Genomic DNA, 19,583 nt, shown 5'->3' with positions numbered 1-19,583 from the left:
GGCCCGGCTTGGCGCGATGCTGCCACCGGAAGCGGGCGATAATGTTTGGGTGGAGGTGCTCTCGGCGGTGGACCGCACTTGGGCCGAGCTTGTCGATTATCAGGAACGGCTAGAGCGGCAAAACCACGAGTTAGAGGATTTGCGGTCGTTTCTGGGTTCTATCCTCGCTTCGGTCTCAGACGCGTTGATTGTGGCCTCGCGCGCGGGGGAGGTGTTGGAAACTTCCGCCTCGGTCGATGCGCTGACCGGCCAGCCGCCCGGTGCATGGGCGGGCCGCGCGCTTTTGCAGATGTTCGAACCCGCTGCGCGCGCGCAGATTGAAAGCGCAATGGCCGATGCCACGAACCGGCGCACCACCGTGACCGTGGAGGTCGCGTTGATCGGCCCCGATGGCCCGGCGCCGTTGGAACTGTCGATCAGCCCGCGTCGAGATGAGCGGGAACGGATCATTGGCTACGTGCTGACGGGCCGGCCTTTGGGGGAGTTGCGGCAAGCCTATTCGCAGCTTGAAAGCAGCCATGAGGCGCTGATTACGGCCCAAGCGCAGCTTGTGCGCAACGAAAAGCTCGCCTCGCTGGGGCGGCTTTTGGCGGGGGTTGCGCATGAACTCAACAACCCGATTTCCTTTGTCTACGCCAATGCCCACGCGTTGGAACGCTACGCGGGCAAGTTTGAAACCTATTTCGCCGCAGTTCAGCAAGGCGCCTCACGCGATGAGTTGATCAAGCTGCGCGATGAAATGAAGCTCGACCGCGAGGTGACGAACCTGCGCACCGCGATTGAGGGCGCGCGTGACGGGGCCGAGCGGGTGCGCGACATCGTCGAGGATTTGCGCCGGCTTTCGGCAGAAGGCAGCGGCGAGATGGTCGATTTCGATCTGGTCTCGGTGGCGCAAGTGGCGTCTGACTGGGTGCGGCGCGGCTCAAAAACGCTGGTTGATGTGAGTTTTGAGGGCGAATCTGAACTGATCGTGCGCGGGCGCCCCGGCCATATCCAGCAAGTCGTGATGAACCTGATCCAGAACGCTTCTGATGCGCTTGAAGATATGGGCGGTGCGCAAATCCGTATCACGGCGCGGCGTGCGGGGGCGCGCGGTGAACTTTGCGTGGCAGATAACGGGCCGGGTGTTTCCGAAGCGGTTGCCGCAACGATCTTTGATCCGTTTTTCACCACCAAAGCGGTGGGCAAGGGCACCGGGCTTGGGCTGTCGATCAGTTACAAGATTGTCGAAGAACACCGCGGGCGGTTGCGGCTGGAAAATGAAAGCCCCTTAGGAGGGGCGAGCTTCTGCTTTGATCTGCCGCTCGGGGCGAGCGGGCAAGAGAGTGCGCCACTTGATTGGATCGTGCCGCGGCACACAGCGCAGCCCGGGGCAGAGCCTTTGCCTGCTCATTTGCCAAACCCCGGCAAGGAAGACCCATGAATATCCTTTGGCTTCAGGCCGCCGGTTGCGGCGGCTGTACGATGTCTGCGCTCTGCGCAGAGGCGCCCGATTTTTTGGAAACGCTCGAGGGGGCGGGGCTGGAATTTCTGTGGCATCCGGCGCTGAGCCTGCAAAGCGGGGCAGAGGTGCGCGCGCTCCTTGAAAGCGTTGAAAGCGGCGAAACCCCGCTGGATATTTTGGCAATCGAGGGCGCGATTGCGCGTGGCCCGATGGGCACGGGCCGGTTTCAGATGGTTTCGGGCACTGGGCGGTCGATGCTGGATTGGGTGCGGGCCTTGGCGCCCCGCGCGCGCCATGTGGTGGCGGTGGGAACCTGCGCGACCTATGGCGGCATGACCTCGGCGGGCGGCAACCCCTCAGATGCGATTGGCGTGCAATATGAAGGTGCGCATGTCGGCGGGGTTTTGGCCGAGGACTATCGCGACCCGACAGGCCTGCCGGTGGTGAATGTCTCTGGCTGTCCGACGCATCCGGGTTGGGTGGCAGAAACGCTGATGCTTTTGGCGGCGGGGCGGTTGCGCGAGGCGGATCTCGATGATTTTGCACGGCCCTTGTTTTACGCGCAGCACCTTGTGCACCACGGCTGCCCGAAGAACGAATATTACGAGTATAAAGCCTCCGCTGTGCAGCTTTCCGATCATGGCTGCATGATGGAAAACCTTGGCTGCGTGGGCACACAAGCGGTGGGGGATTGCAACATTCGCCCGTGGAATGGGGAGGGCTCTTGCACGCGCGGCGGCTACCCCTGCATTGCCTGTACTGCGCCCGAGTTTGAAGAACCACGCCACCCCTTTGTAGAAACGCCCAAAGTCGCGGGCATTCCGGTGGGGCTTCCTTCCGATATGCCCAAAGCATGGTTCATGGCGCTGGCTTCGCTTTCCAAAGCGGCCACGCCCGAGCGGATCGCCAAAAACGCCGTGGCGCCGCGGGTCGAGGTGGCCCCCACGCATCGCAAACCGAAGGGGCGCCGATGAGCGAGACACCAAGGCTGGTCGTGGGGCCGTTCAACCGCGTTGAGGGCGATCTTGAGGTGCAGCTTGATCTGGCGGAGGGCCGGGTGGCCTCGGCCCAAGTCAACGCGCCACTTTACCGGGGTTTTGAGCGGATGCTGGAGGGGCGCGCACCAAGCGATGCGCTAACGGTGACACCGCGCATTTGCGGGATTTGCTCGATCTCGCAATCCGCTGCGGCGGCACAAGCTTTGGCGGCGGCTTCGGGGCTTGTGCCGACGCCGCAAGGGGCGCTGATGGCGGCTCTGATCCACGCGGTGGAAAACGCCGCAGATCACCTGTTCCATTTCAACCTGTTTTTCATGCCCGACTTCACGCGGCCCGCTTATGCGGCGCAGCCATGGTATCGTTTGGCGGTGGAGCGCTTTGCCGCGATCAATGGCGCGGCGGGGCGTGCGGCGATTGAGGCGCGCACGCAGTTGATGCATATTTTGGGGCTGATGGCGGGAAAATGGCCGCATACGCTTGCCTTGCAGCCGGGGGGCGTGACCCGCGCGCCCGGCCCACGTGACAAGCTCCGCATCGAAACCAGCCTGCGCCAGTTCCGCAAATATCTTGAGCGGGAGGTGTTTGGCGGATCGCTCGAAGAGTTCGTTGCGCTGGGCAGCATTGACGCGTTGATGCGCTGGCAGCATGGCGATGTGGGCCTTTTTCTTGAAATCGCAGCCGAGACGGGGCTTGCCGATTTGGGCCGGGGCTCTGGGCGGTATTTGAGCTTTGGAGCCTATCCGTTGGCCGAAGGGCATGGGTTTGCGCCAGGTCTTTGGCGTGCGGGTACGCTCAGCCCAGTTGATCCGAGCGGGATTGTTGAAGACCTAAGCCATGCATGGATGCTGGGCGGGGCCGCGCATCCGTTTGAGGGGCAGACCGAGCCGGATGAGGCGATGCGCGAAGCGGCCTATACGTGGTGCAAGGCGCCGCGCATGAAGGGCGAACCGCTTGAGGTGGGCGCTCTGGCGCGGCAGGTGATTGATGGTCATCCGCTGGCGCGAGAACTGGCGGGCGGCGGCGTTTTGGCACGCGTGGCCGCGCGGCTACTGGAGCTTGCCCGCACGCAGATCTTGATGGAGCAATGGGCCGCGCAAATCGACCCAGCGGGCGTGTTTATGCACCATGGTGCTTTGCCGGAAAACGGCACCGGCGCGGGGCTGGTGGAGGCGGCGCGTGGGTCTTTGGGCCATTGGCTGCGGATCGAGGGTGGCAAGATCGCCTCTTACCAGATCATCGCGCCCACCACATGGAACTTCTCGCCGCGTGATGCGCAGGGCGTGCCCGGCCCGTTGGAGGCCGCGCTGGTTGGGGCGCCGGTGATGGAGGGGGAAGACACGCCCGTGTCGGTCCAGCATATCGTGCGCAGTTTCGACCCTTGCATGGTCTGCACAGTGCATTGACACTGTCGGGAAAGCCGGGGGCGCTGCCCCCGGATTCCCGAGATATTTGAGGCAAGATGAAAGAGCAGGGCTGGCAGATCCGTGTGCGCGGACAGGTGCAGGGCGTGGGGTTTCGCCCCTTCGTTTGGCAATTGGCGCAGGCACGAGGGCTGCGCGGCGCAGTGCTCAATGATGCCGAAGGGGTGCTGATCCGCGTGCTTGGGCCCTTGGGGGATTTGCCCGACGCACTGAAAACCGGGGCCCCGCCTTTGGCACGGGTGGATGCGGTCGAGGTGTCTGTCGCCGTATTTGAGGCTTTACCGAACGGGTTTGAGATTATCGCCTCGGGCGGGCCGGGGGCGGAAACGCGGGTGACGCCCGATGCCGCGACCTGCCCAGAGTGTTTAGAGGAAATCCGTGGCCACGGGCGGCGGCGCGGCTATGCTTTCACCAATTGCACCCATTGCGGGCCGCGTTTCACGATCTTGCAAAGCCTGCCCTATGATCGGGCGCGCACCACGATGGCCCCGTTTGAGATGTGCCCCGAATGCCGGGCTGAATATGAAAACCCGGCTGATCGGCGCTTTCACGCGCAGCCGATCGCCTGCCCCACCTGTGGGCCGCGCATCTGGCTAGAGGTGGGCGGGCAAGAGGTGCCGGGCGATACGCTGGCCCTCGCCGTGGCACGGCTGCACGCGGGCGAAGTGCTGGCGATCAAGGGGCTCGGCGGCTTTCATCTGGCCTGTGATGCCGCCAACCCGCGCGCGGTGGCGGAATTGCGCGCCCGCAAGCGCCGCCCTTCCAAACCCTTTGCGCTGATGTGCCGGGAAGGTGATCTGGCGCAGATCGTGACTGTTTCTCCGCAGGCGCTGAGCGCGCTCAAAGACCCCGCCGCGCCGATTGTGTTGATGCCGACGCTTGGCACGCTCCCCGCCAATGTTGCGCCGGGGATGGCGGAACTGGGGGTGATGCTGCCCTATACGCCGCTGCATCACTTGCTTCTGGATGCCTTTCAGGGCGTGCTCGTGATGACCTCGGGCAACCTTTCGGGAGAGCCGCAGGTGGTGGGCAATGACGAGGCGCGGGAGAAACTTGCCCCCTTTGCCGATGCGTTCGTGATGCATGACCGGGCAATTGCGCGGCGACTGGATGATAGTGTGCTGCGCGTTGATCCGCCAATGGTGTTGCGCCGCGCGCGTGGTCAGGTGCCGGGCACGCTGCCGCTCCCGCCGGGATTTGAAGATGCGCCTCAGGTCGTGGCCTACGGCGGGCAAATGAAAGCGGCGCTGTGTTTGATCAAAAACGGGCAAGCGCTTTTGGGCCATCATCTGGGCGAGCTGGATGAGGCGCTGACATGGGAAGCCTATCTTCAGGCCGATGCCGATTATGCCGCGCTTTTTGACCACCAGCCGCAAGCGGTGGCGGTCGATCTACACCCTGATTTCCGCGCAAGCCGCCACGGGGCGGAACGTGCCGAACGCGAAGGGTTGCAGCTTGTCGAGGTGCAACATCACCACGCCCATTTGGCCGCGGTGTTGGGCGAAAACCTTTGGCCGCGCGATGGTGGCAAAGTGGCCGGGATCATTCTCGATGGCTTGGGGCTTGGCCCCGATGGCACCGTTTGGGGGGGCGAGTTGCTCTTGGGCGATTATGCAGGGTTTGAGCGCCGCGCCTGGCTTAAGCCCGCGCCGCTGATTGGCGGGGATCGCGCGCAAATGCAGCCGTGGCGCAATGCGCTGGTGCGGCTTGATGCGGCGGGGCTGTCAGATTGGGCGGATGCACTCTTTCCCAAAGCGCCGCGCGAAATTGCGCGCCAAATGGCCGCCAAAGGGGTGAATGCGCCGCTCTCTTCGAGTGCGGGGCGGCTTTTTGATGCGGTCGCGGGCTGTTTGGGGCTGTGCGCGGCGGGACAAAGCTATGAGGGCGAGGCGGCGATGCGGTTGGAAGCCTTGGCCGCCCGCGCCGAGGCCCCGCCGCAGATCCGGTTCGCGGGGGAGGTCGCAGAGATTGACCCGGCGCCGCTCTTTTTGCAGTTGGCCGAGGGGGGCGATGCGGCCGGGCTCGCCTATGCCGCGCATGAAGCTTTGGCCGAGGCTTTTGCGGTCCGTGCGCGTGCGTTTGTGCAGAGCGGCGCGGCGCAGGCGGTGGCGCTGTCTGGTGGTGTTTTCCAAAACGCGCTGATGTTACAACTTATGGCTGAAAAGCTTTTTGACATTCCGCTTTTGACGCAACGTCAGATTCCCGCAAATGACGGGGGGCTCGCCTTCGGTCAGGCGCTGGTCGCGGCGGCAAAATTGGAAACATAACTTTCGAAGTGGAAAGTTAATCGGATAGTATTCTTTCGGAATTTTGCGGTGACAAAATCACACGACATTGTTTTTAAATAATAATTTTTTCTGCGACATTTTGTCAGTTCTTAATGGCTCTACCTTGGTCAATCGGCACAATCAGAAGCCTACCAAGGGCGCGCCTGGGATGTCTGGCCGGCCCCAGGCAAGGGAGGGACAATTGTCGCAAATCGAAACCTTCTATGATGTCATGCGGCGTCAGGGGATCACCCGCCGCAGCTTCATGAAATACTGTTCTCTGACCGCTGCGGCGCTGGGGCTTGGTCCGAGCTTCGTGCCGAAAATCGCCCATGCGATGGAAACGAAACCGCGTACCCCGGTGATCTGGGTGCATGGTCTTGAATGCACCTGCTGTTCGGAAAGCTTCATCCGTTCGGCGCACCCGCTGGCAAAAGATGTCGTGCTGTCGATGATCTCGCTCGATTATGACGACACGCTGATGGCCGCTGCGGGCCATGCTGCCGAAGCCGCCTTTGAAGAAACGATCGAGAAATACAAAGGCAATTACATCCTCGCGGTTGAGGGCAATCCGCCGCTCAATGAAGATGGGATGTTCTGCATCACCGGCGGCAAGCCGTTCGTTGAAAAGCTGCGCCACGCTGCGAAAGACGCGAAAGCGATCATCAGCTGGGGGGCCTGTGCGTCCTATGGCTGTGTGCAGGCCGCCGCGCCGAACCCGACCCAAGCTACCCCGGTGCATAAGGTCATCACCGATAAGCCGATCATCAAAGTGCCCGGCTGCCCGCCGATCGCGGAAGTGATGACTGGCGTGATCACCTATATGCTGACCTTTGACCGGATGCCGGAGCTGGATCGCCAAGGCCGCCCGGCGATGTTCTATTCCCAGCGTATCCACGACAAATGCTACCGTCGTCCGCACTTTGATGCGGGCCAGTTCGTCGAGCAATGGGACGACGAGGCCGCGCGCAAGGGCTATTGCCTTTACAAAATGGGCTGCAAAGGGCCGACCACCTACAACGCCTGCTCGACCGTGCGTTGGAACGAAGGAGTCAGTTTCCCGATCCAATCGGGCCACGGCTGTATTGGCTGCTCGGAGGACGGGTTCTGGGATCAGCACGGCTTCTATGAGCGTGTGACCGGCATCAAGCAATTCGGCATTGAGGCGACGGCGGACCAGATCGGCTTTGCCACCACCGCTGTTGTGGGCGGTGCCGTTGCCGTTCATGCCGCTGCATCCGCGCTCAAACGCGCCCAGAAAAAGACCGAGGAGGCGTAAGCCATGACGACCCAAACGCCGAACGGCTTCACCCTCGACAATTCCGGCAAGCGTGTTGTCGTTGATCCGGTCACCCGGATCGAAGGCCATATGCGTTGCGAAGTGAACGTCAACGATGAAGGCATCATCACCAATGCGGTGTCCACCGGCACCATGTGGCGTGGCCTTGAAGTGATCTTGAAGGGCCGCGACCCGCGCGATGCTTGGGCCTTCACCGAGCGGATCTGTGGTGTCTGCACCGGCACCCACGCGTTGACCTCGGTCCGCGCGGTGGAAGATGCGTTGGGGATCACCATTCCCGATAACGCCAACTCGATCCGCAATATCATGCAGTTGGCGCTGCAAATTCACGACCACATCGTGCACTTCTACCACCTGCACGCGCTTGATTGGGTGAACCCGGTCAATGCGTTGCGCGCCGATCCGAAGGCGACCTCGGAGCTGCAGCAGATGGTCAGCCCGAGCCACCCGATGTCGAGCCCGGGCTATTTCCGCGATGTGCAGAACCGGCTCAAAAAGTTCGTCGAAAGCGGGCAGTTGGGGCTGTTCAAGAACGGCTACTGGGATAACCCGGCCTATCTTCTGCCGCCCGAAGCCGATCTGATGGCGACGACGCACTACCTTGAAGCGCTTGATCTGCAAAAAGAAATCGTCAAGGTCCACACGATCTTTGGCGGTAAGAACCCGCATCCGAACTGGCTTGTGGGCGGCGTGCCTTGCGCGATCAACGTGCACGGCGTGGGCGCGGTTGGCGCGATCAATATGGAGCGGCTCAACCTCGTCTCCTCGATCATCGACAAATGCATGGAGTTCAACAAGAACGTCTATCTGCCCGACGTTGTGGCGATTGGCGGCTTCTATAAGAACTGGCTCTATGGCGGTGGTCTGTCGTCGAAATCGGTTCTGGCTTACGGCGATATTCCGGAGCATCCGAATGATTTCAGCGCCGATCAACTGCATCTGCCGCGCGGCGCGATCATCAATGGCAACCTCAATGAGGTGCATGACGTTGATGTGCGTGACCCCGAGCAGGTTCAGGAATTTGTCGATCACTCCTGGTACGACTACGGCGAGCCGGGCAAAGGTCTGCATCCGTGGGATGGCGAGACGAACCCGAAATTCGAACTGGGCCCGAACCTGAAAGGCACCCGGACCCATATCGAAGAAATCGACGAAAGCGCGAAATATTCGTGGATCAAGGCGCCGCGCTGGCGCGGCCATGCGATGGAGGTGGGGCCGCTCTCGCGCTACATCATCGGCTATGCCAAGGGTCACGAAGACATCAAGAACCAAGTCGAAGGCTTGTTGCGCACGATGGACCTGCCGGTCGAGGCGCTGTTCTCGACGTTGGGCCGCACCGCGGCGCGCGCGCTCGAATCCGAATATTGCGGGCGTTTGCAGAAGCACTTCTTCGACAAGCTGATCACCAATATCAAAAACGGCGACAGCTCGACTGCCAATGTCGAAAAGTGGGATCCGAAAACCTGGCCGAAAGAAGCCAAAGGTGTGGGCATGACCGAGGCGCCGCGCGGTGCGCTTGGCCACTGGGTCCGCATCAAAGATGGCCGGATCGAGAACTATCAATGCGTCGTGCCGACCACTTGGAACGGTTCGCCGCGCGATAGTCAGGGCAATATCGGCGCTTTTGAGGCCTCGCTTCTGGACACCAAAATGGAGCGTCCCGAAGAGCCGGTGGAAATTCTGCGCACGCTGCACAGCTTCGACCCCTGCCTTGCTTGCTCGACCCATGTGATGTCGCCCGATGGCGCGCCGCTCACCACCGTCAAAGTGCGGTAAAGGGGGGCGCCATGCGGAAGATTACTGACGAAAGGATCTACGAACCAAAGGTCCGGCCGGAGGAGATGCTTGAGGCATCTCGTCTGACCGGGGACGCCACCCTTGAAGACCTTGAAAGCATCCGTCGCCGCACGTCTGTATATGTGTATGAGGCGCCGGTGCGGATCTGGCATTGGGTCAACGCCCTGTGCATCACCATTCTGTGCGTGACGGGCTACCTGATCGGGGCTCCGCTGCCGAGCATGGAGTTTTCGGAAGCCACGAACCAATTCGTGATGGGCTATATGCGTTTTGCCCATTTCGCGGCGGGCACCGTGCTTTCGATCGGGTTCTTGGCGCGGATCTACTGGGCCTTTGTGGGCAACAGCCACGCCCGGCAGATGTTCTATGTGCCGATCTTCAACCTGCGCTACTGGAAGGAATTCATCTTCGAGTTGAAGTGGTACATGTTCCTTGAGGAAGAGCCGAAGAAATACATCGGCCACAACCCTCTGGCGCATATGGCGATGTTCACCTTCATCACGTTGGGCATCACCTTCATGATGATCACCGGCTGGGCGCTTTATGCCGAGGGCGCGGGGCAGGGCAGCCTTCCAGATACGCTTTTTGGTTGGGTGCTGGGGCTTGTGCAAAACAGCCAAAGGCTGCACACCTTGCATCACCTTGGGATGTGGTCGATCGTGGTCTTTGCGATCATCCATATCTATGCCGCGATCCGCGAAGATGTGATGAGCCGTCAATCCATGGTTTCCACCATGATTTCGGGCCATCGGACCTTCAAAGACGACCGGATCGAGTGATCTGAAGAACAGATTTGGGCCGGGCGTGTGTCTCTCACGTCCGGCTTTTTCATGGAAATCATGCTTCCAATTGTCGCGCTAACTTGGTAACAAGGTTTCCGAAGAGGGGTCTTTGCGACTCGCTTTCCCGCTATTTGCTCCGCGCTTTTTGTGTGACGGTGGTAACGCTGCGCTTGCGCGGCGCTGGGAAGGTGTGTCTGCAGCCTCAGATTTCGCGGCGCATCTGCGCGCGGTCGCAGACAGGTCCAGGGAGGGGACTCATGCAAGAAATCAGGCCCGAACGGGTGCTTGTTCTTGGTATTGGCAATGTGCTTTGGGCCGATGAGGGCTTTGGCGTGCGTTGCGTTGAAACCATGTCGCAAACCCATGCTTTGCCCGAAAATGTCCGCCTGCTGGATGGCGGCACGCAGGGGCTTTACCTGCTGCCGTTTCTGGAAGAGGCCGATGCGCTCTTGGTTTTTGATGCGGTGGATTTTGGCCTGACGCCCGGCACTTTGGTGACGATGCGCGATGGCGATGTGCCTGCCTTCATGGGGGCGAAGAAAATGAGCTTGCATCAGACCGGCTTCCAAGATGTGATCGCGACCGCGCAACTGATGGGCTATTGCCCCGAACATATGACGCTGATCGGCTGCCAGCCGGTGGAGTTGGAAGATTACGGCGGCAGCCTGCGCCCCGCCGTTTCCGCGCAAATCCCCCATGCTTTGGCTGAGGCCGTGCGCGAACTCGCCAGTTGGGGCATCACCGTCACCGAGGGCGCGACGCCGAGCAATGATCTGGTGGACCCGTCGCTCGCCCGCGATGCCTATGAACAAGGCCGCCCGGCCGAAGATGACGCCTGCCGCATTGGCGACTACCGCTTCTTCCCCAGCGCCGCAAAGGTCCGCGCCTGATGTGCGTTGGTGTGCCTGTGCAACTCATTGCGGTGGATGGCATCCGCGGCGATGTGATCGAAGAGGGCGTTCCCGGCATCGTGGATTTGTCGCTCACCCCTGAAGCGCAGCCCGGGGATTGGATCTTGGCCTTCTTGGGTGCGGCCCGGGAGGTCATTTCGGCGGAGGAAGCCGCGAAAATCTCTGCCGCTTTGGGGGGCTTGCGCAGCCTGATGGAGGGCGGCGATCTGGGCGATGCCTTCGCTGACCTTGAAAGCCGCAGCCCGCAACTTCCGCCCCATTTGCAAGCCGCGCTTGATGCCGGCAAGACCACTGCCTGAGGTTCCCATGCACGATTTTGCCATGCCCGATACCGCGCCCAAATCGGGCAAAATCCACCCGCTGGTCACGCGGCTGACCGAAGAATTCGCCTATCCGCGGCTGGAAAATGGCTCGGATTTGGCCGAGTTTACCCGCCGCCCCGGCGTGCATTGCCTCTTTGTGCCCGGTGATGCGGCGCGCAACCTTGAAACGCCCGATGCCGCCGTGGTGCTGCCCGAACTGCGCCAAGCCTTTCAAAACGGCTTTGACTGCGCGGTGGTGGGCGATGGCATCGAGACCACCCTGCGTGAGGAAACCCGCGTGTTGAAAACCCCCTCCTTCATCTTCTTCCGGGAAGGCGAGTTCTTAGGCGGCATCGAAAAGATCCGTGATTGGGATGATTACATCGCCCGCACCTCCCACATTTTGACTGCGAAAGGCTGAGCCATGGTGTCGAATTTCCATCTGCCCCCCGTTGGCTTTGGCCCCGGTTCGCAGCCCGAAGAGCAAGAAGAGCTGGGCTATATGCAATTGCCCGAGGGGATGCGCACCTATGAAAGCCATCTGCCTGAGGTCGAAGATACCTCTGCCGTGGCGCCCGCGCTGAAGCTCTTGTCTGACATTGCGGCGGCTTGCGAAGCCGTGGCCGTGGGCGGCATGGCAAGCTTTGATCTGAGCGGCCTTGATGCGCAAAACCGTGCCTTGATTGCCGAGACGATGGGGCAGGGCGAAGTCGCCATGAAAATCCGCGGCATCCCCGCGCTGATGGTGCAAGAATCCGTCTTTGCGGGTGTTTGGAACGTAGCAGGCGCGGGCGTGGACCGGATCGAAGTGGCGAACGTGCCCGCAGATTCGCTCAGCCGCGCTTTTGAGCCGTTCCGGGCCGCCAAAGGGGCCAGCCATCCGCGCGGCGAAGGCGTTGTGAACGCCCCCGCGCTCTTGGCCGAACTGCTCGATAAATCGGCAAGTTACATGGGTGGCGAACCGCATGTGATCAACCTCTCGCTCTTGCCCCATACCGAGCAAGACCTTGTTTGGCTGGATGAAACGGCGGGCGAAGGTGCGGTCACGATCCTGTCGCGCGGCTATGGCAATTGCCGGATCACCGCGACCGCGTTGCCGCATGTGTGGCGTGTGCAGTTCTTCAATTCGATGGATGCGCTGATCCTTGATACGTTTGAAGTGACGACCATGCCCGAAGTGGCGCTTGCCGCGCGCGAAGACCTTGAAGACAGCGCGGGCCGCATTCGCGAAGTGCTGGAGGCCATTCGATGACCGCCCCACGCGCTGGGTTTGAAGGCAGCTATCTGGGTGCCAATGACCGCATCTCTGATCAGGCGATCATGGAATGCAAAATCTGCTGGACGCCCTATGACCCCGCACAAGGCGATGATTTTCGTCAGGTCCTGCCCGGAACGCCCTTTGCGGCGCTTCCCGAAGATTGGCACTGCCCAAATTGCGATGCGCCGAAAGAGCAGTTCATTGTGCAGTCAGACCCCGGCGCGCCGGGACTGATTGAGCAAAAGCGCATTGACGACCAAGTCGCACTTTTGGTCGCCGATTTCCGCGAGATTTGGCACGCGAAAATGCGCGATGTGCCGCTGGTGAACAAAGCCCTTTCGATCGAGGCGGTGGGCTTTATGCCCTACGAGGGGCGCGGTCTGGGCGTGTTGATGTCGCCTTGGTTCATGAACCTGATCGTTCTGCCGGGCGAAGGAGAGGATTGGTCCACCTTGACGCCGGGCGACAAAGAAGATTTGCGCTTCCCCTCGGGCACCTATGAATTCATCCACAACCGGCGTGAAATGGTGGGCGGCTATAAGGCTTGCGCGCTCTTTTCCGCTATGGGGGATTTCCAGACCCAGATGCAGGCGCGCGATGTCGCCCGCGCGGTGATGGGGGAACTCTTCAAAGAGGAAAATCGCGCCGAAACCACCCGCTCGGGCGACATTCGTGCCGCGCGGGAGGCGGAATTGGCTGCCGTCGAAGCGGCGGAAGTGGAAGAGGCCGAGGCACAAGCCCGGGCCGAGGCGCTGGTGCAACCCAGCCGCCGTCAGTTGATTTCGGCGGGGCTTGCGAGCGACAAGCCGGAGGAGGGCACGGCGTGAGCGCCGATCTCGGTATTCGACTGGCCTCGGATGGCGCGCGCCTGGTGGCTGAGATCACGCCGCCCGATCCGCTGCCATTGGCGCAATTGCTGATTGGGCGCCCGGTTGAAGAGGCGGCAGAACTGCTGCCGCGTCTTTTCAACCTTTGTGGGGCGGCGCAAGGCCATGCCGCGCGGCTGGCTTTGGGGCTGCACGGCACAGCGGAATTGGCGCAGCGCGAGATTTTGCGCGACCACCTTGCCAAAATCTGCCTGATCTGGCCGCGCTTGTTGGACCTGCCGCCCCGCCCCCTGCCCGAGAACTGGGCTGAAGGTGGGGCCGTGTTGCAAGACTGGATTTGGGGCGGGCCAAAGCCCGAGCGACTTGCGGCTTTTCTCGTTTCTGGCAAAGGGGTTGCGCCGCTTCTGGCGGAGGTTGCGCATCGGTTTTCGCCCGGTGATGCGGTGGCCGATTTGCCGCCGCTGACCAATCCGATGACCTTGATCCCGCAAGAAAATTCGCCCGCAGGACGGGTGGCTGATGCGCCCTTAATGCACCAAGCAGAAACGCTATGGGGGCGGGGGCCTTTGTGGCGCGTGCTGGGGCGGATCATTGATTTGCATCGCTTGGCCGAGGCGCCCTTGCCCTCTGAATTGCGCCCAGATGGCACTGCCGTTGTGGCGGCGGCACGCGGCGCCTATGCACTGGCCGCGGATGCCGAAGAGGGCCGCTTGGCGCGTTTGGCGCGCGTGACCCCCACCGATCATTTGCTGGTCGAAGGGGGGGCTTTGGACCAAAGCCTTGCTGCACTGCCGCCAAATAAGGCCGAGCTGGCGGCCTTGGTCGTGGATATTCTGGACCCGTGCTTCCCCGTGCATTTGGAGATGGCTGCCAATGCATGAGATGTCGATTGTTGAGGGCATTCGCTCGGTCATTGAAGACGCAGGCCGCACGCAGGGGTTTGAGCGGGTCACCAAGGTGCGGCTCGAAATTGGCCGCATGTCGGGGGTAGAGATCGGCGCGCTCGAATTCGCCTTTGACGTGGTGATGAATGGCTCCATCGCCGAAGGGGCCGAACTCGAAATTCTTAACATTCCGGGCAAAGCTTTGTGCTTTGACTGCGAAAAAACAGTAGAAGTTGAACATCGTCTCGATACCTGCCCCAGTTGCGGTGGCGCGCGCCTGTTGGTGCAAGGTGGCGACGAAATGCGGATCAAAGATCTGGAGGTGCTCTGATGTGCACGGTTTGCGGCTGTGGTGGCCATAGCGTCGAAGATCAATTCAAGGCGCATCTGGAAAAGACGGGGCAGGCGATGGCGGCTCCGAAAGCGCCCTTCGCGGTGCTGGCTACGGCGGCAGGCGCAGTTGCATCGCACAGCCACTCCCATGATCATGGCACCATTCACGCCCACGGGGCGGAGTGCACACATGATATCCACCTTGGTCACGGCCCGGCAGGCACCGAAGTGCCCGGCATGACGCAGGCGCGTTTGGTCGAGATTGAGACGGACATCTTGTCCAAAAACAACTCTTACGCCGCGCGGAACCGTGAAAACCTCGCGAAAAAGGGTGTTTTTGCAACCAACCTCGTTTCCTCTCCGGGCTCTGGCAAAACCACGCTTTTGGTGAAAACCATCGAAATGTTGGGGGGCGCCCCCTTGGCGGTGATTGAGGGCGATCAGCAAACCACCAATGATGCGGACCGTATCCGGGCCACCGGCGCGCCCGCGATTCAGGTCAATACCGGCAAGGGCTGCCATCTTGATGGGGCGATGATCGAACAGGCCTTGGCGCTGATGCCGCTGCCGGTTGGCGCGCTTTTGTTCATTGAAAACGTGGGCAACCTTGTGTGCCCGGCGGCCTTTGATCTGGGCGAAGATGCGAAGGTTGCGATTTTGTCTGTGACCGAGGGCGAAGATAAGCCCCTGAAATACCCAGATATGTTTGCGGCAGCCGGTTTGGCTTTGATCAATAAGGTCGATCTTGCCCCGCATTGTGATGTTGATCTCGATCTTTACGAAGCCAACATTCGCCGCGTGAACCCTGCGATTGACGTGCTGCGCGTTTCCGCCCGCACCGGCGAGGGGATGCAGGCTTGGCTGGATTGGCTGCGCGCCGGACTTGCGCGCAAGGCAAGCTGATGTCGGCGACGGCCCCCGCGATATTGCTCGTTGATGACGAGCCGCATTCGCTCAGCGCGATGAAACTCGCGCTGGAGGATGATTTTGACATCCTCACCGCCAAGGGGGCCGCTGAGGCGCTGGCGATCTTGGAAGAAGAATGGGTGCAGGTGATCATCTGCGACCAGCGGATGCCGGGGCGCACGGGCGTTGATTTTCTAACCGAGGTGCGCGAGCGCTGGCCCGAAACGGTGCGGGTGATCCTCACGGGCTATACCGATAGCGCCTCGATGATGACGGCGATCAATGAAGCCGGTATCCACCAGTTTTTGACCAAGCCTTGGCATCCTGAGCAGCTTTTGGCCTCGGCTCGCAACGCGGCGCGGATGTTTGCGTTGGCGCGCGAAAACGAGCGCCTCTCGCTTGAGATGCGGCTGCTGAACTCCACCCAAGAAAGCCGGGTGGAAAAGCGCCGCCGGGCGCTGCGTGAAGGGATGGGGTTTGAAACGATCCTGCGCAGTCCGCATTCGGCGATGAACGAGGCGGTGACGTTGGCGCGGCAATTTGCTAGTTTCGATGTGCCGGTTTTGGTGCGCGGCGAGCCGGGCTCTGGTCGCGCGCAAATGGCGCGGGCGATGCATTATGTGTCCTTGCGCTCCGACAAGCCGTTTTACGAACTCAACCTTACGGGCATGCCAGAAGAGCTTGCAATGGTTGAACTTTTCGGCGCGCGGCGGGGGATTTTGCCCGGTGGCGTCGCCAAGATTGGCCTTGCGCAAAAGGCTGACCGGGGCACGCTGTTCATTGCCGGGATCGAGACGGCGAGCCCGGCGCTGCAGCTCGCGCTGATCCGTATGTTGACCGAAGGCGCCGTCACCCCGCTTGGTGGGCAGGAAACCGCGAGCACGAACCTGCGGCTGATCACCGGCGCTTCTGCCGATTTGCGCGCGCTGGTGGCAGAGGGCAGCTTCCGTTCGGACCTTTATTATGCGCTCTCCACCGGGGAGGTGACGATCCCGCCGCTGCGTGCCCGGCGGGGAGATGTGGCGATCTTGGCGCAGAACTTCTTGGCCGAGGCGGCGGCGCGGCACGGCAAGCCGGTTCTAGGCTTTGATGGCCCGGCGCTTGATTTTCTTGAGAATTACGATTGGCCGGGCAACCTGCGCGAACTTTCTAACGAGGTTACGCGGATGCTGATGTTTGCGCAGTCAAATACGCTTGGGGCTGATCTAATCTCGCGCCACATTTTGCAGGCCGCTCCGAATGAAGAGGGCGCAGATCGTTCGGCTGAAGAGGTGATGACGGCCTCTGGCACGCTCAAAGACCGTGTTGAACTGATTGAAATGCGGATCTTGCGCGAAACACTGACGCGTTGCCGCTGGAACAAAAGCCGCGCGGCGGCGGAACTGGGGCTCAGCCGGGTCGGGCTGCGCGCCAAGCTGGAAAGATACGGCATCATCGACCCTTCGGGGCGGGTGTCCGAAGAGGAGGAAAGCTGATGTGTCTGGGCATTCCGGGGCAGATCGTTGAGATCACCGATGCAGCGCGCATGGCCGCGATGGCCGAGGTCTCGGGCGTGCGGCGCGAGGTGAATGTGGCTTGCGTGGCCGAGGGCCCGCTTGAGGGACTCATCGGTCAATGGGCGCTCATTCATGTGGGTTTTGCGATGAGCCTGATTGATGAAGAAGAAGCCGCGAAAACGCTGGACGCGCTGCGCGATTTGGGCGAGGCGCAAGAGGCGCTGGAGCAGATGGCGGCGGGCGATGCGGCGCTGGAGGGGCGGGCATGAAATTCGCCTCTGAATTCCGCGATCCGGCGCTGGCCAAGGCACTTTTGGCCGAAATCGCCAAGCTGGCGGATCAAATCGGGGCCAGTAAAGAAAAGCCCGTGCACATTATGGAGATTTGCGGCGGGCATACGCATTCGATCTTCCGCTATGGGCTGGATAAGCTGATCCATGAGGGGGTCGAATTTATCCACGGCCCCGGCTGCCCGGTCTGTGTGCTGCCGCGTGCGCGGGTCGATGAATGCATTGAAATTGCCCAAAAAGACGGTGTGATCTTTTGCACCTTTGGCGATGCGATGCGGGTGCCGGGCTCGAAACTGAGCCTTTTGCAGGCAAAGGCCGAGGGCGCGGATGTGCGCATGGTCTATAGCCCGCTTGATGCGCTGGAAATTGCGCGCCGCAACCCCGCGCGCGAGGTGGTGTTTTTCGGGCTGGGGTTTGAGACCACAACACCTTCGACTGCGCTTGCCATTCAGGCGGCGGAGCGCGAGGGGCTGACGAATTTCTCGGTCTTCTGCAACCACATCACCGTGCCGGAACCCATTAAGGCGCTATTGGATGACCCGCATATGTGCCTTGATGGTTTTATCGGGCCGGGCCATGTGTCGATGGTGATTGGCATTCATCCCTATGATTTCATTGCGCAAGACTATGGCAAGCCGATCGTCGTGGCGGGGTTTGAGCCGACCGATCTTTTACAATCGGTGCTGATGGTGCTGCGCCAGATCGCTGAAGGCGTGGCGCGGGTGGAAAACCAATATGCCCGCGTGGTGCCCGAGCATGGCAATAAGGTCAGCATCGCCGCGATGGCGGATGTTTATGAAAAGCGCCCGTCGTTTGAATGGCGGGGTTTGGGCGAGATTGATGCCTCTGGCCTGCGCATCCGGGAGGCCTATCGCGCCTTTGACGCCGAAGAGAAATTCGCCATCGGCTATGCGGGCGTGCGCGCTGTCGTCGAAGAGGCCGAGGGCTGCGCTTGTGGTGCGGTGATGACGGGGCGCATGAAGCCGCCGGCCTGCCCGCAATTTGGCAAGGGCTGCACGCCCGAAATGCCGCTGGGCGCGTTGATGGTAAGTTCTGAGGGCGCTTGCGCGGCCTATTGGCAATATGGGGGCGCGCGGGCGGCGGAGTAATCGCCCCAACGCGGTGCAGGAGCAAAGAAAATGGCACTCAGAGACACGCGGGTGACGTTGGCGCATGGCGGCGGCGGCAAAGCGATGCGGGACCTGATTGAAGAGGTTTTCACGGCGGTATTCCAGCCGCCGGGAATGGAAGATCAGGCGCGGCTAACGGCGGAGGCTTTGGCGGTTTCCGGTGCGCGGTTGGCCTTTACCACCGACAGTTACGTTGTCAGCCCGGTTGAATTTCCGGGCGGTGATATTGGCAAGATCGCCGTTTGCGGCACGGTCAATGATTTGGCGGTGGGCGGGGCCAAGCCGCTGTGGCTCTCGGCCGCGTTCATCATCGAAGAAGGCACCGAGATTGCGCTGTTGCGCCGGATTGTGGCGACGATGGCGCGCGAGGCGGAGGCCGCAGGTGTGCGCATCGTGACGGGCGATACCAAAGTGGTGGGGCGCGGCGCTTGCGATGGCGTGTTTGTCACCACCGCCGGTGTGGGCGTGATTGCGCCGGGCTGTGAGATGGCGGCGGGTCTTGTGCGCCCCGGTGATGTGGCCGTCGTGAATGGTGTGCTGGGCGATCATGGAGCGACGATCTTGGCCGCGCGGGGCGATTTGGCGCTTTCGAGCGCGATTGAAAGCGATTGCGCGGCGCTGGGCCACCTTATGGCCGATGCGATGCAAGCCGCGCCTGATATGCGCGCGGCACGGGATTTGACGCGGGGCGGTTTGGCCTCGGCGCTCAACGAAATCGCGCAAGCGGCGGGTTGTGGCATTGTGATTGAGGAAGAGGCTTTGCCGCTGCGTGCCGAAGTGGTGGGCATGTGCGAGATTTTGGGCCTTGATCCGCTTTACCTCGCCAATGAGGGGCGGCTGGTCACCTTTGTGCCCGAAGATCAGGCCGAGGCCGTGCTTGCCGCGATGCGCGCGCGGCCCGAGGGCGCGAGGGCTTGCATTGTGGGGCGGGCGGTGGCCGAACACGCCGGGCAAGTGCGGATGCGCACGGCCTTTGGCGGATCGCGCATTGTCGATATGCTGGTGGGGGAACAATTGCCGCGGATTTGTTGACCTTATCGCGCCGGGTGGCGGGAATTGCGGCTCTTACAACTCGCGCGCGATAATTCAGTTGACAGATTTGGGGTTCCGCCTCTCTCATAGGGTGGAAGTTCCCGCAAACTCTTTGTAGGTCAGGCCCTTGTGGCTTGAAAATTTGAAGGCGCGCAAAGCTGGAGCCCACGGCGGTTTCGTCTGCGGCTAGTCCGGAAAGAAGAGG

Annotated in this window: 19 protein-coding genes; all 19 read left to right on the top strand. The window is 61.5% G+C overall.

Annotated features, from left to right (window positions below; translation table 11 throughout):
* Nucleotides 1-16 precede the first annotated feature (16 nt).
* The 19 genes from CRO18_RS00445 to hypE all read left to right on the top strand — a co-directional run bounded on the left by CRO18_RS00445 (nt 17) and on the right by hypE (nt 19,378).
* On the top strand, nt 17-1,423 hold the full coding sequence (locus tag CRO18_RS00445) for a sensor histidine kinase (RefSeq protein WP_097081082.1): 1,407 nt from the start codon (nt 17-19) through the stop codon (nt 1,421-1,423).
* Nucleotides 1,420-2,418 (top strand): HupU protein, encoded by a 999-nt coding sequence (locus CRO18_RS00440; protein WP_097080679.1) that lies wholly within the window; start codon nt 1,420-1,422, stop codon nt 2,416-2,418. Before CRO18_RS00445 ends, CRO18_RS00440 begins: the two co-directional genes overlap by 4 nt.
* The gene (locus CRO18_RS00435) at nt 2,415-3,845 is read left to right on the top strand and encodes a nickel-dependent hydrogenase large subunit (protein WP_097080678.1); all 1,431 of its coding nucleotides are present in this window, start codon (nt 2,415-2,417) and stop codon (nt 3,843-3,845) included. The genes CRO18_RS00440 and CRO18_RS00435 overlap by 4 nt, the downstream gene beginning before the upstream one ends.
* 56 nt (nt 3,846-3,901) lie before the next feature.
* The gene (gene hypF / locus CRO18_RS00430; RefSeq protein ID WP_097080677.1) at nt 3,902-6,130 is read left to right on the top strand and encodes a carbamoyltransferase HypF; all 2,229 of its coding nucleotides are present in this window, start codon (nt 3,902-3,904) and stop codon (nt 6,128-6,130) included.
* A gap of 202 nt (nt 6,131-6,332) precedes the next feature.
* On the top strand, nt 6,333-7,409 hold the full coding sequence (locus CRO18_RS00425) for a hydrogenase small subunit (RefSeq protein ID WP_076484143.1): 1,077 nt from the start codon (nt 6,333-6,335) through the stop codon (nt 7,407-7,409).
* 3 nt (nt 7,410-7,412) lie between these two features.
* Nucleotides 7,413-9,206 carry a nickel-dependent hydrogenase large subunit gene (locus CRO18_RS00420; protein WP_076484142.1) on the top strand — a complete coding sequence of 598 codons (1,794 nt, stop codon included), beginning with the start codon at nt 7,413-7,415 and terminating at the stop codon, nt 9,204-9,206.
* A gap of 11 nt (nt 9,207-9,217) precedes the next feature.
* Nucleotides 9,218-10,006: a Ni/Fe-hydrogenase, b-type cytochrome subunit gene (gene cybH, locus CRO18_RS00415; RefSeq protein ID WP_076484141.1), complete on the top strand. Its 789-nt coding sequence runs from the start codon at nt 9,218-9,220 to the stop codon at nt 10,004-10,006.
* 260 nt (nt 10,007-10,266) lie between these two features.
* On the top strand, nt 10,267-10,899 hold the full coding sequence (locus CRO18_RS00410; protein WP_076484140.1) for a HyaD/HybD family hydrogenase maturation endopeptidase: 633 nt from the start codon (nt 10,267-10,269) through the stop codon (nt 10,897-10,899).
* Nucleotides 10,899-11,219 (top strand): HypC/HybG/HupF family hydrogenase formation chaperone, encoded by a 321-nt coding sequence (locus CRO18_RS00405; protein WP_097080676.1) that lies wholly within the window; start codon nt 10,899-10,901, stop codon nt 11,217-11,219. The genes CRO18_RS00410 and CRO18_RS00405 overlap by 1 nt, the downstream gene beginning before the upstream one ends.
* 7 nt (nt 11,220-11,226) lie before the next feature.
* Nucleotides 11,227-11,643, top strand: a complete 417-nt coding sequence (locus tag CRO18_RS00400; RefSeq protein WP_083951988.1) for a hydrogenase accessory protein — start codon at nt 11,227-11,229, stop codon at nt 11,641-11,643.
* A 3-nt stretch (nt 11,644-11,646) separates the two neighbouring features.
* The gene (locus tag CRO18_RS00395; RefSeq protein WP_097080675.1) at nt 11,647-12,474 is read left to right on the top strand and encodes a hydrogenase expression/formation protein; all 828 of its coding nucleotides are present in this window, start codon (nt 11,647-11,649) and stop codon (nt 12,472-12,474) included.
* Entirely contained in the window at nt 12,471-13,307 is an 837-nt protein-coding gene (hybE, locus tag CRO18_RS00390) for a [NiFe]-hydrogenase assembly chaperone HybE (RefSeq protein WP_097080674.1), read from the top strand. Before CRO18_RS00395 ends, hybE begins: the two co-directional genes overlap by 4 nt.
* Nucleotides 13,304-14,188, top strand: a complete 885-nt coding sequence (locus CRO18_RS00385; RefSeq protein WP_097080673.1) for a hypothetical protein — start codon at nt 13,304-13,306, stop codon at nt 14,186-14,188. The genes hybE and CRO18_RS00385 overlap by 4 nt, the downstream gene beginning before the upstream one ends.
* Entirely contained in the window at nt 14,181-14,522 is a 342-nt protein-coding gene (gene hypA / locus CRO18_RS00380; RefSeq protein WP_097080672.1) for a hydrogenase maturation nickel metallochaperone HypA, read from the top strand. The genes CRO18_RS00385 and hypA overlap by 8 nt, the downstream gene beginning before the upstream one ends.
* The gene (gene hypB, locus CRO18_RS00375; RefSeq protein WP_170952509.1) at nt 14,522-15,427 is read left to right on the top strand and encodes a hydrogenase nickel incorporation protein HypB; all 906 of its coding nucleotides are present in this window, start codon (nt 14,522-14,524) and stop codon (nt 15,425-15,427) included. The genes hypA and hypB overlap by 1 nt, the downstream gene beginning before the upstream one ends.
* On the top strand, nt 15,427-16,905 hold the full coding sequence (locus CRO18_RS00370) for a sigma-54 dependent transcriptional regulator (protein WP_097080671.1): 1,479 nt from the start codon (nt 15,427-15,429) through the stop codon (nt 16,903-16,905). The genes hypB and CRO18_RS00370 overlap by 1 nt, the downstream gene beginning before the upstream one ends.
* Complete coding sequence (gene hypC / locus CRO18_RS00365; RefSeq protein WP_097080670.1) at nt 16,905-17,195, top strand: HypC/HybG/HupF family hydrogenase formation chaperone; 291 nt, start codon at nt 16,905-16,907, stop codon at nt 17,193-17,195. The genes CRO18_RS00370 and hypC overlap by 1 nt, the downstream gene beginning before the upstream one ends.
* Nucleotides 17,192-18,325 carry a hydrogenase formation protein HypD gene (hypD, locus tag CRO18_RS00360; RefSeq protein WP_097080669.1) on the top strand — a complete coding sequence of 378 codons (1,134 nt, stop codon included), beginning with the start codon at nt 17,192-17,194 and terminating at the stop codon, nt 18,323-18,325. The genes hypC and hypD overlap by 4 nt, the downstream gene beginning before the upstream one ends.
* Nucleotides 18,326-18,355: 30 nt before the next feature.
* A complete protein-coding gene (hypE, locus tag CRO18_RS00355) occupies nt 18,356-19,378 on the top strand; it encodes a hydrogenase expression/formation protein HypE (protein WP_097080668.1) in 1,023 nt (340 codons plus the stop codon).
* The last annotated feature ends 205 nt before the right edge of the window (nt 19,379-19,583 follow it).

This window comes from Rhodobacter sp. JA431 (genome assembly GCF_900217725.1).
In the GTDB taxonomy this organism is placed as follows: domain Bacteria; phylum Pseudomonadota; class Alphaproteobacteria; order Rhodobacterales; family Rhodobacteraceae; genus Rhodobacter; species Rhodobacter aestuarii.
The sequence above is the reverse complement of the archived record's forward strand: the minus strand, read 5'-3'. Positions and strand labels throughout refer to the sequence as shown.

What these genes read in the sequence shown, in the direction of transcription:
- hypD (WP_097080669.1), top strand. Translation starts at nt 17,192, where the DNA reads ATGAAATTCGCCTCTGAATTCCGCGATCCGGCGCTGGCCAAGGCACTT.
- CRO18_RS00370 (WP_097080671.1), top strand. Translation starts at nt 15,427, where the DNA reads ATGTCGGCGACGGCCCCCGCGATATTGCTCGTTGATGACGAGCCGCAT.
- hypA (WP_097080672.1), top strand. Translation starts at nt 14,181, where the DNA reads ATGCATGAGATGTCGATTGTTGAGGGCATTCGCTCGGTCATTGAAGAC.
- CRO18_RS00420 (WP_076484142.1), top strand. Translation starts at nt 7,413, where the DNA reads ATGACGACCCAAACGCCGAACGGCTTCACCCTCGACAATTCCGGCAAG.
- hybE (WP_097080674.1), top strand. Translation starts at nt 12,471, where the DNA reads ATGACCGCCCCACGCGCTGGGTTTGAAGGCAGCTATCTGGGTGCCAAT.
- CRO18_RS00400 (WP_083951988.1), top strand. Translation starts at nt 11,227, where the DNA reads ATGCACGATTTTGCCATGCCCGATACCGCGCCCAAATCGGGCAAAATC.
- cybH (WP_076484141.1), top strand. Translation starts at nt 9,218, where the DNA reads ATGCGGAAGATTACTGACGAAAGGATCTACGAACCAAAGGTCCGGCCG.
- hypF (WP_097080677.1), top strand. Translation starts at nt 3,902, where the DNA reads ATGAAAGAGCAGGGCTGGCAGATCCGTGTGCGCGGACAGGTGCAGGGC.
- CRO18_RS00395 (WP_097080675.1), top strand. Translation starts at nt 11,647, where the DNA reads ATGGTGTCGAATTTCCATCTGCCCCCCGTTGGCTTTGGCCCCGGTTCG.
- hypB (WP_170952509.1), top strand. Translation starts at nt 14,522, where the DNA reads ATGTGCACGGTTTGCGGCTGTGGTGGCCATAGCGTCGAAGATCAATTC.
- CRO18_RS00405 (WP_097080676.1), top strand. Translation starts at nt 10,899, where the DNA reads ATGTGCGTTGGTGTGCCTGTGCAACTCATTGCGGTGGATGGCATCCGC.
- hypC (WP_097080670.1), top strand. Translation starts at nt 16,905, where the DNA reads ATGTGTCTGGGCATTCCGGGGCAGATCGTTGAGATCACCGATGCAGCG.
- hypE (WP_097080668.1), top strand. Translation starts at nt 18,356, where the DNA reads ATGGCACTCAGAGACACGCGGGTGACGTTGGCGCATGGCGGCGGCGGC.
- CRO18_RS00410 (WP_076484140.1), top strand. Translation starts at nt 10,267, where the DNA reads ATGCAAGAAATCAGGCCCGAACGGGTGCTTGTTCTTGGTATTGGCAAT.
- CRO18_RS00445 (WP_097081082.1), top strand. Translation starts at nt 17, where the DNA reads ATGCTGCCACCGGAAGCGGGCGATAATGTTTGGGTGGAGGTGCTCTCG.
- CRO18_RS00440 (WP_097080679.1), top strand. Translation starts at nt 1,420, where the DNA reads ATGAATATCCTTTGGCTTCAGGCCGCCGGTTGCGGCGGCTGTACGATG.
- CRO18_RS00435 (WP_097080678.1), top strand. Translation starts at nt 2,415, where the DNA reads ATGAGCGAGACACCAAGGCTGGTCGTGGGGCCGTTCAACCGCGTTGAG.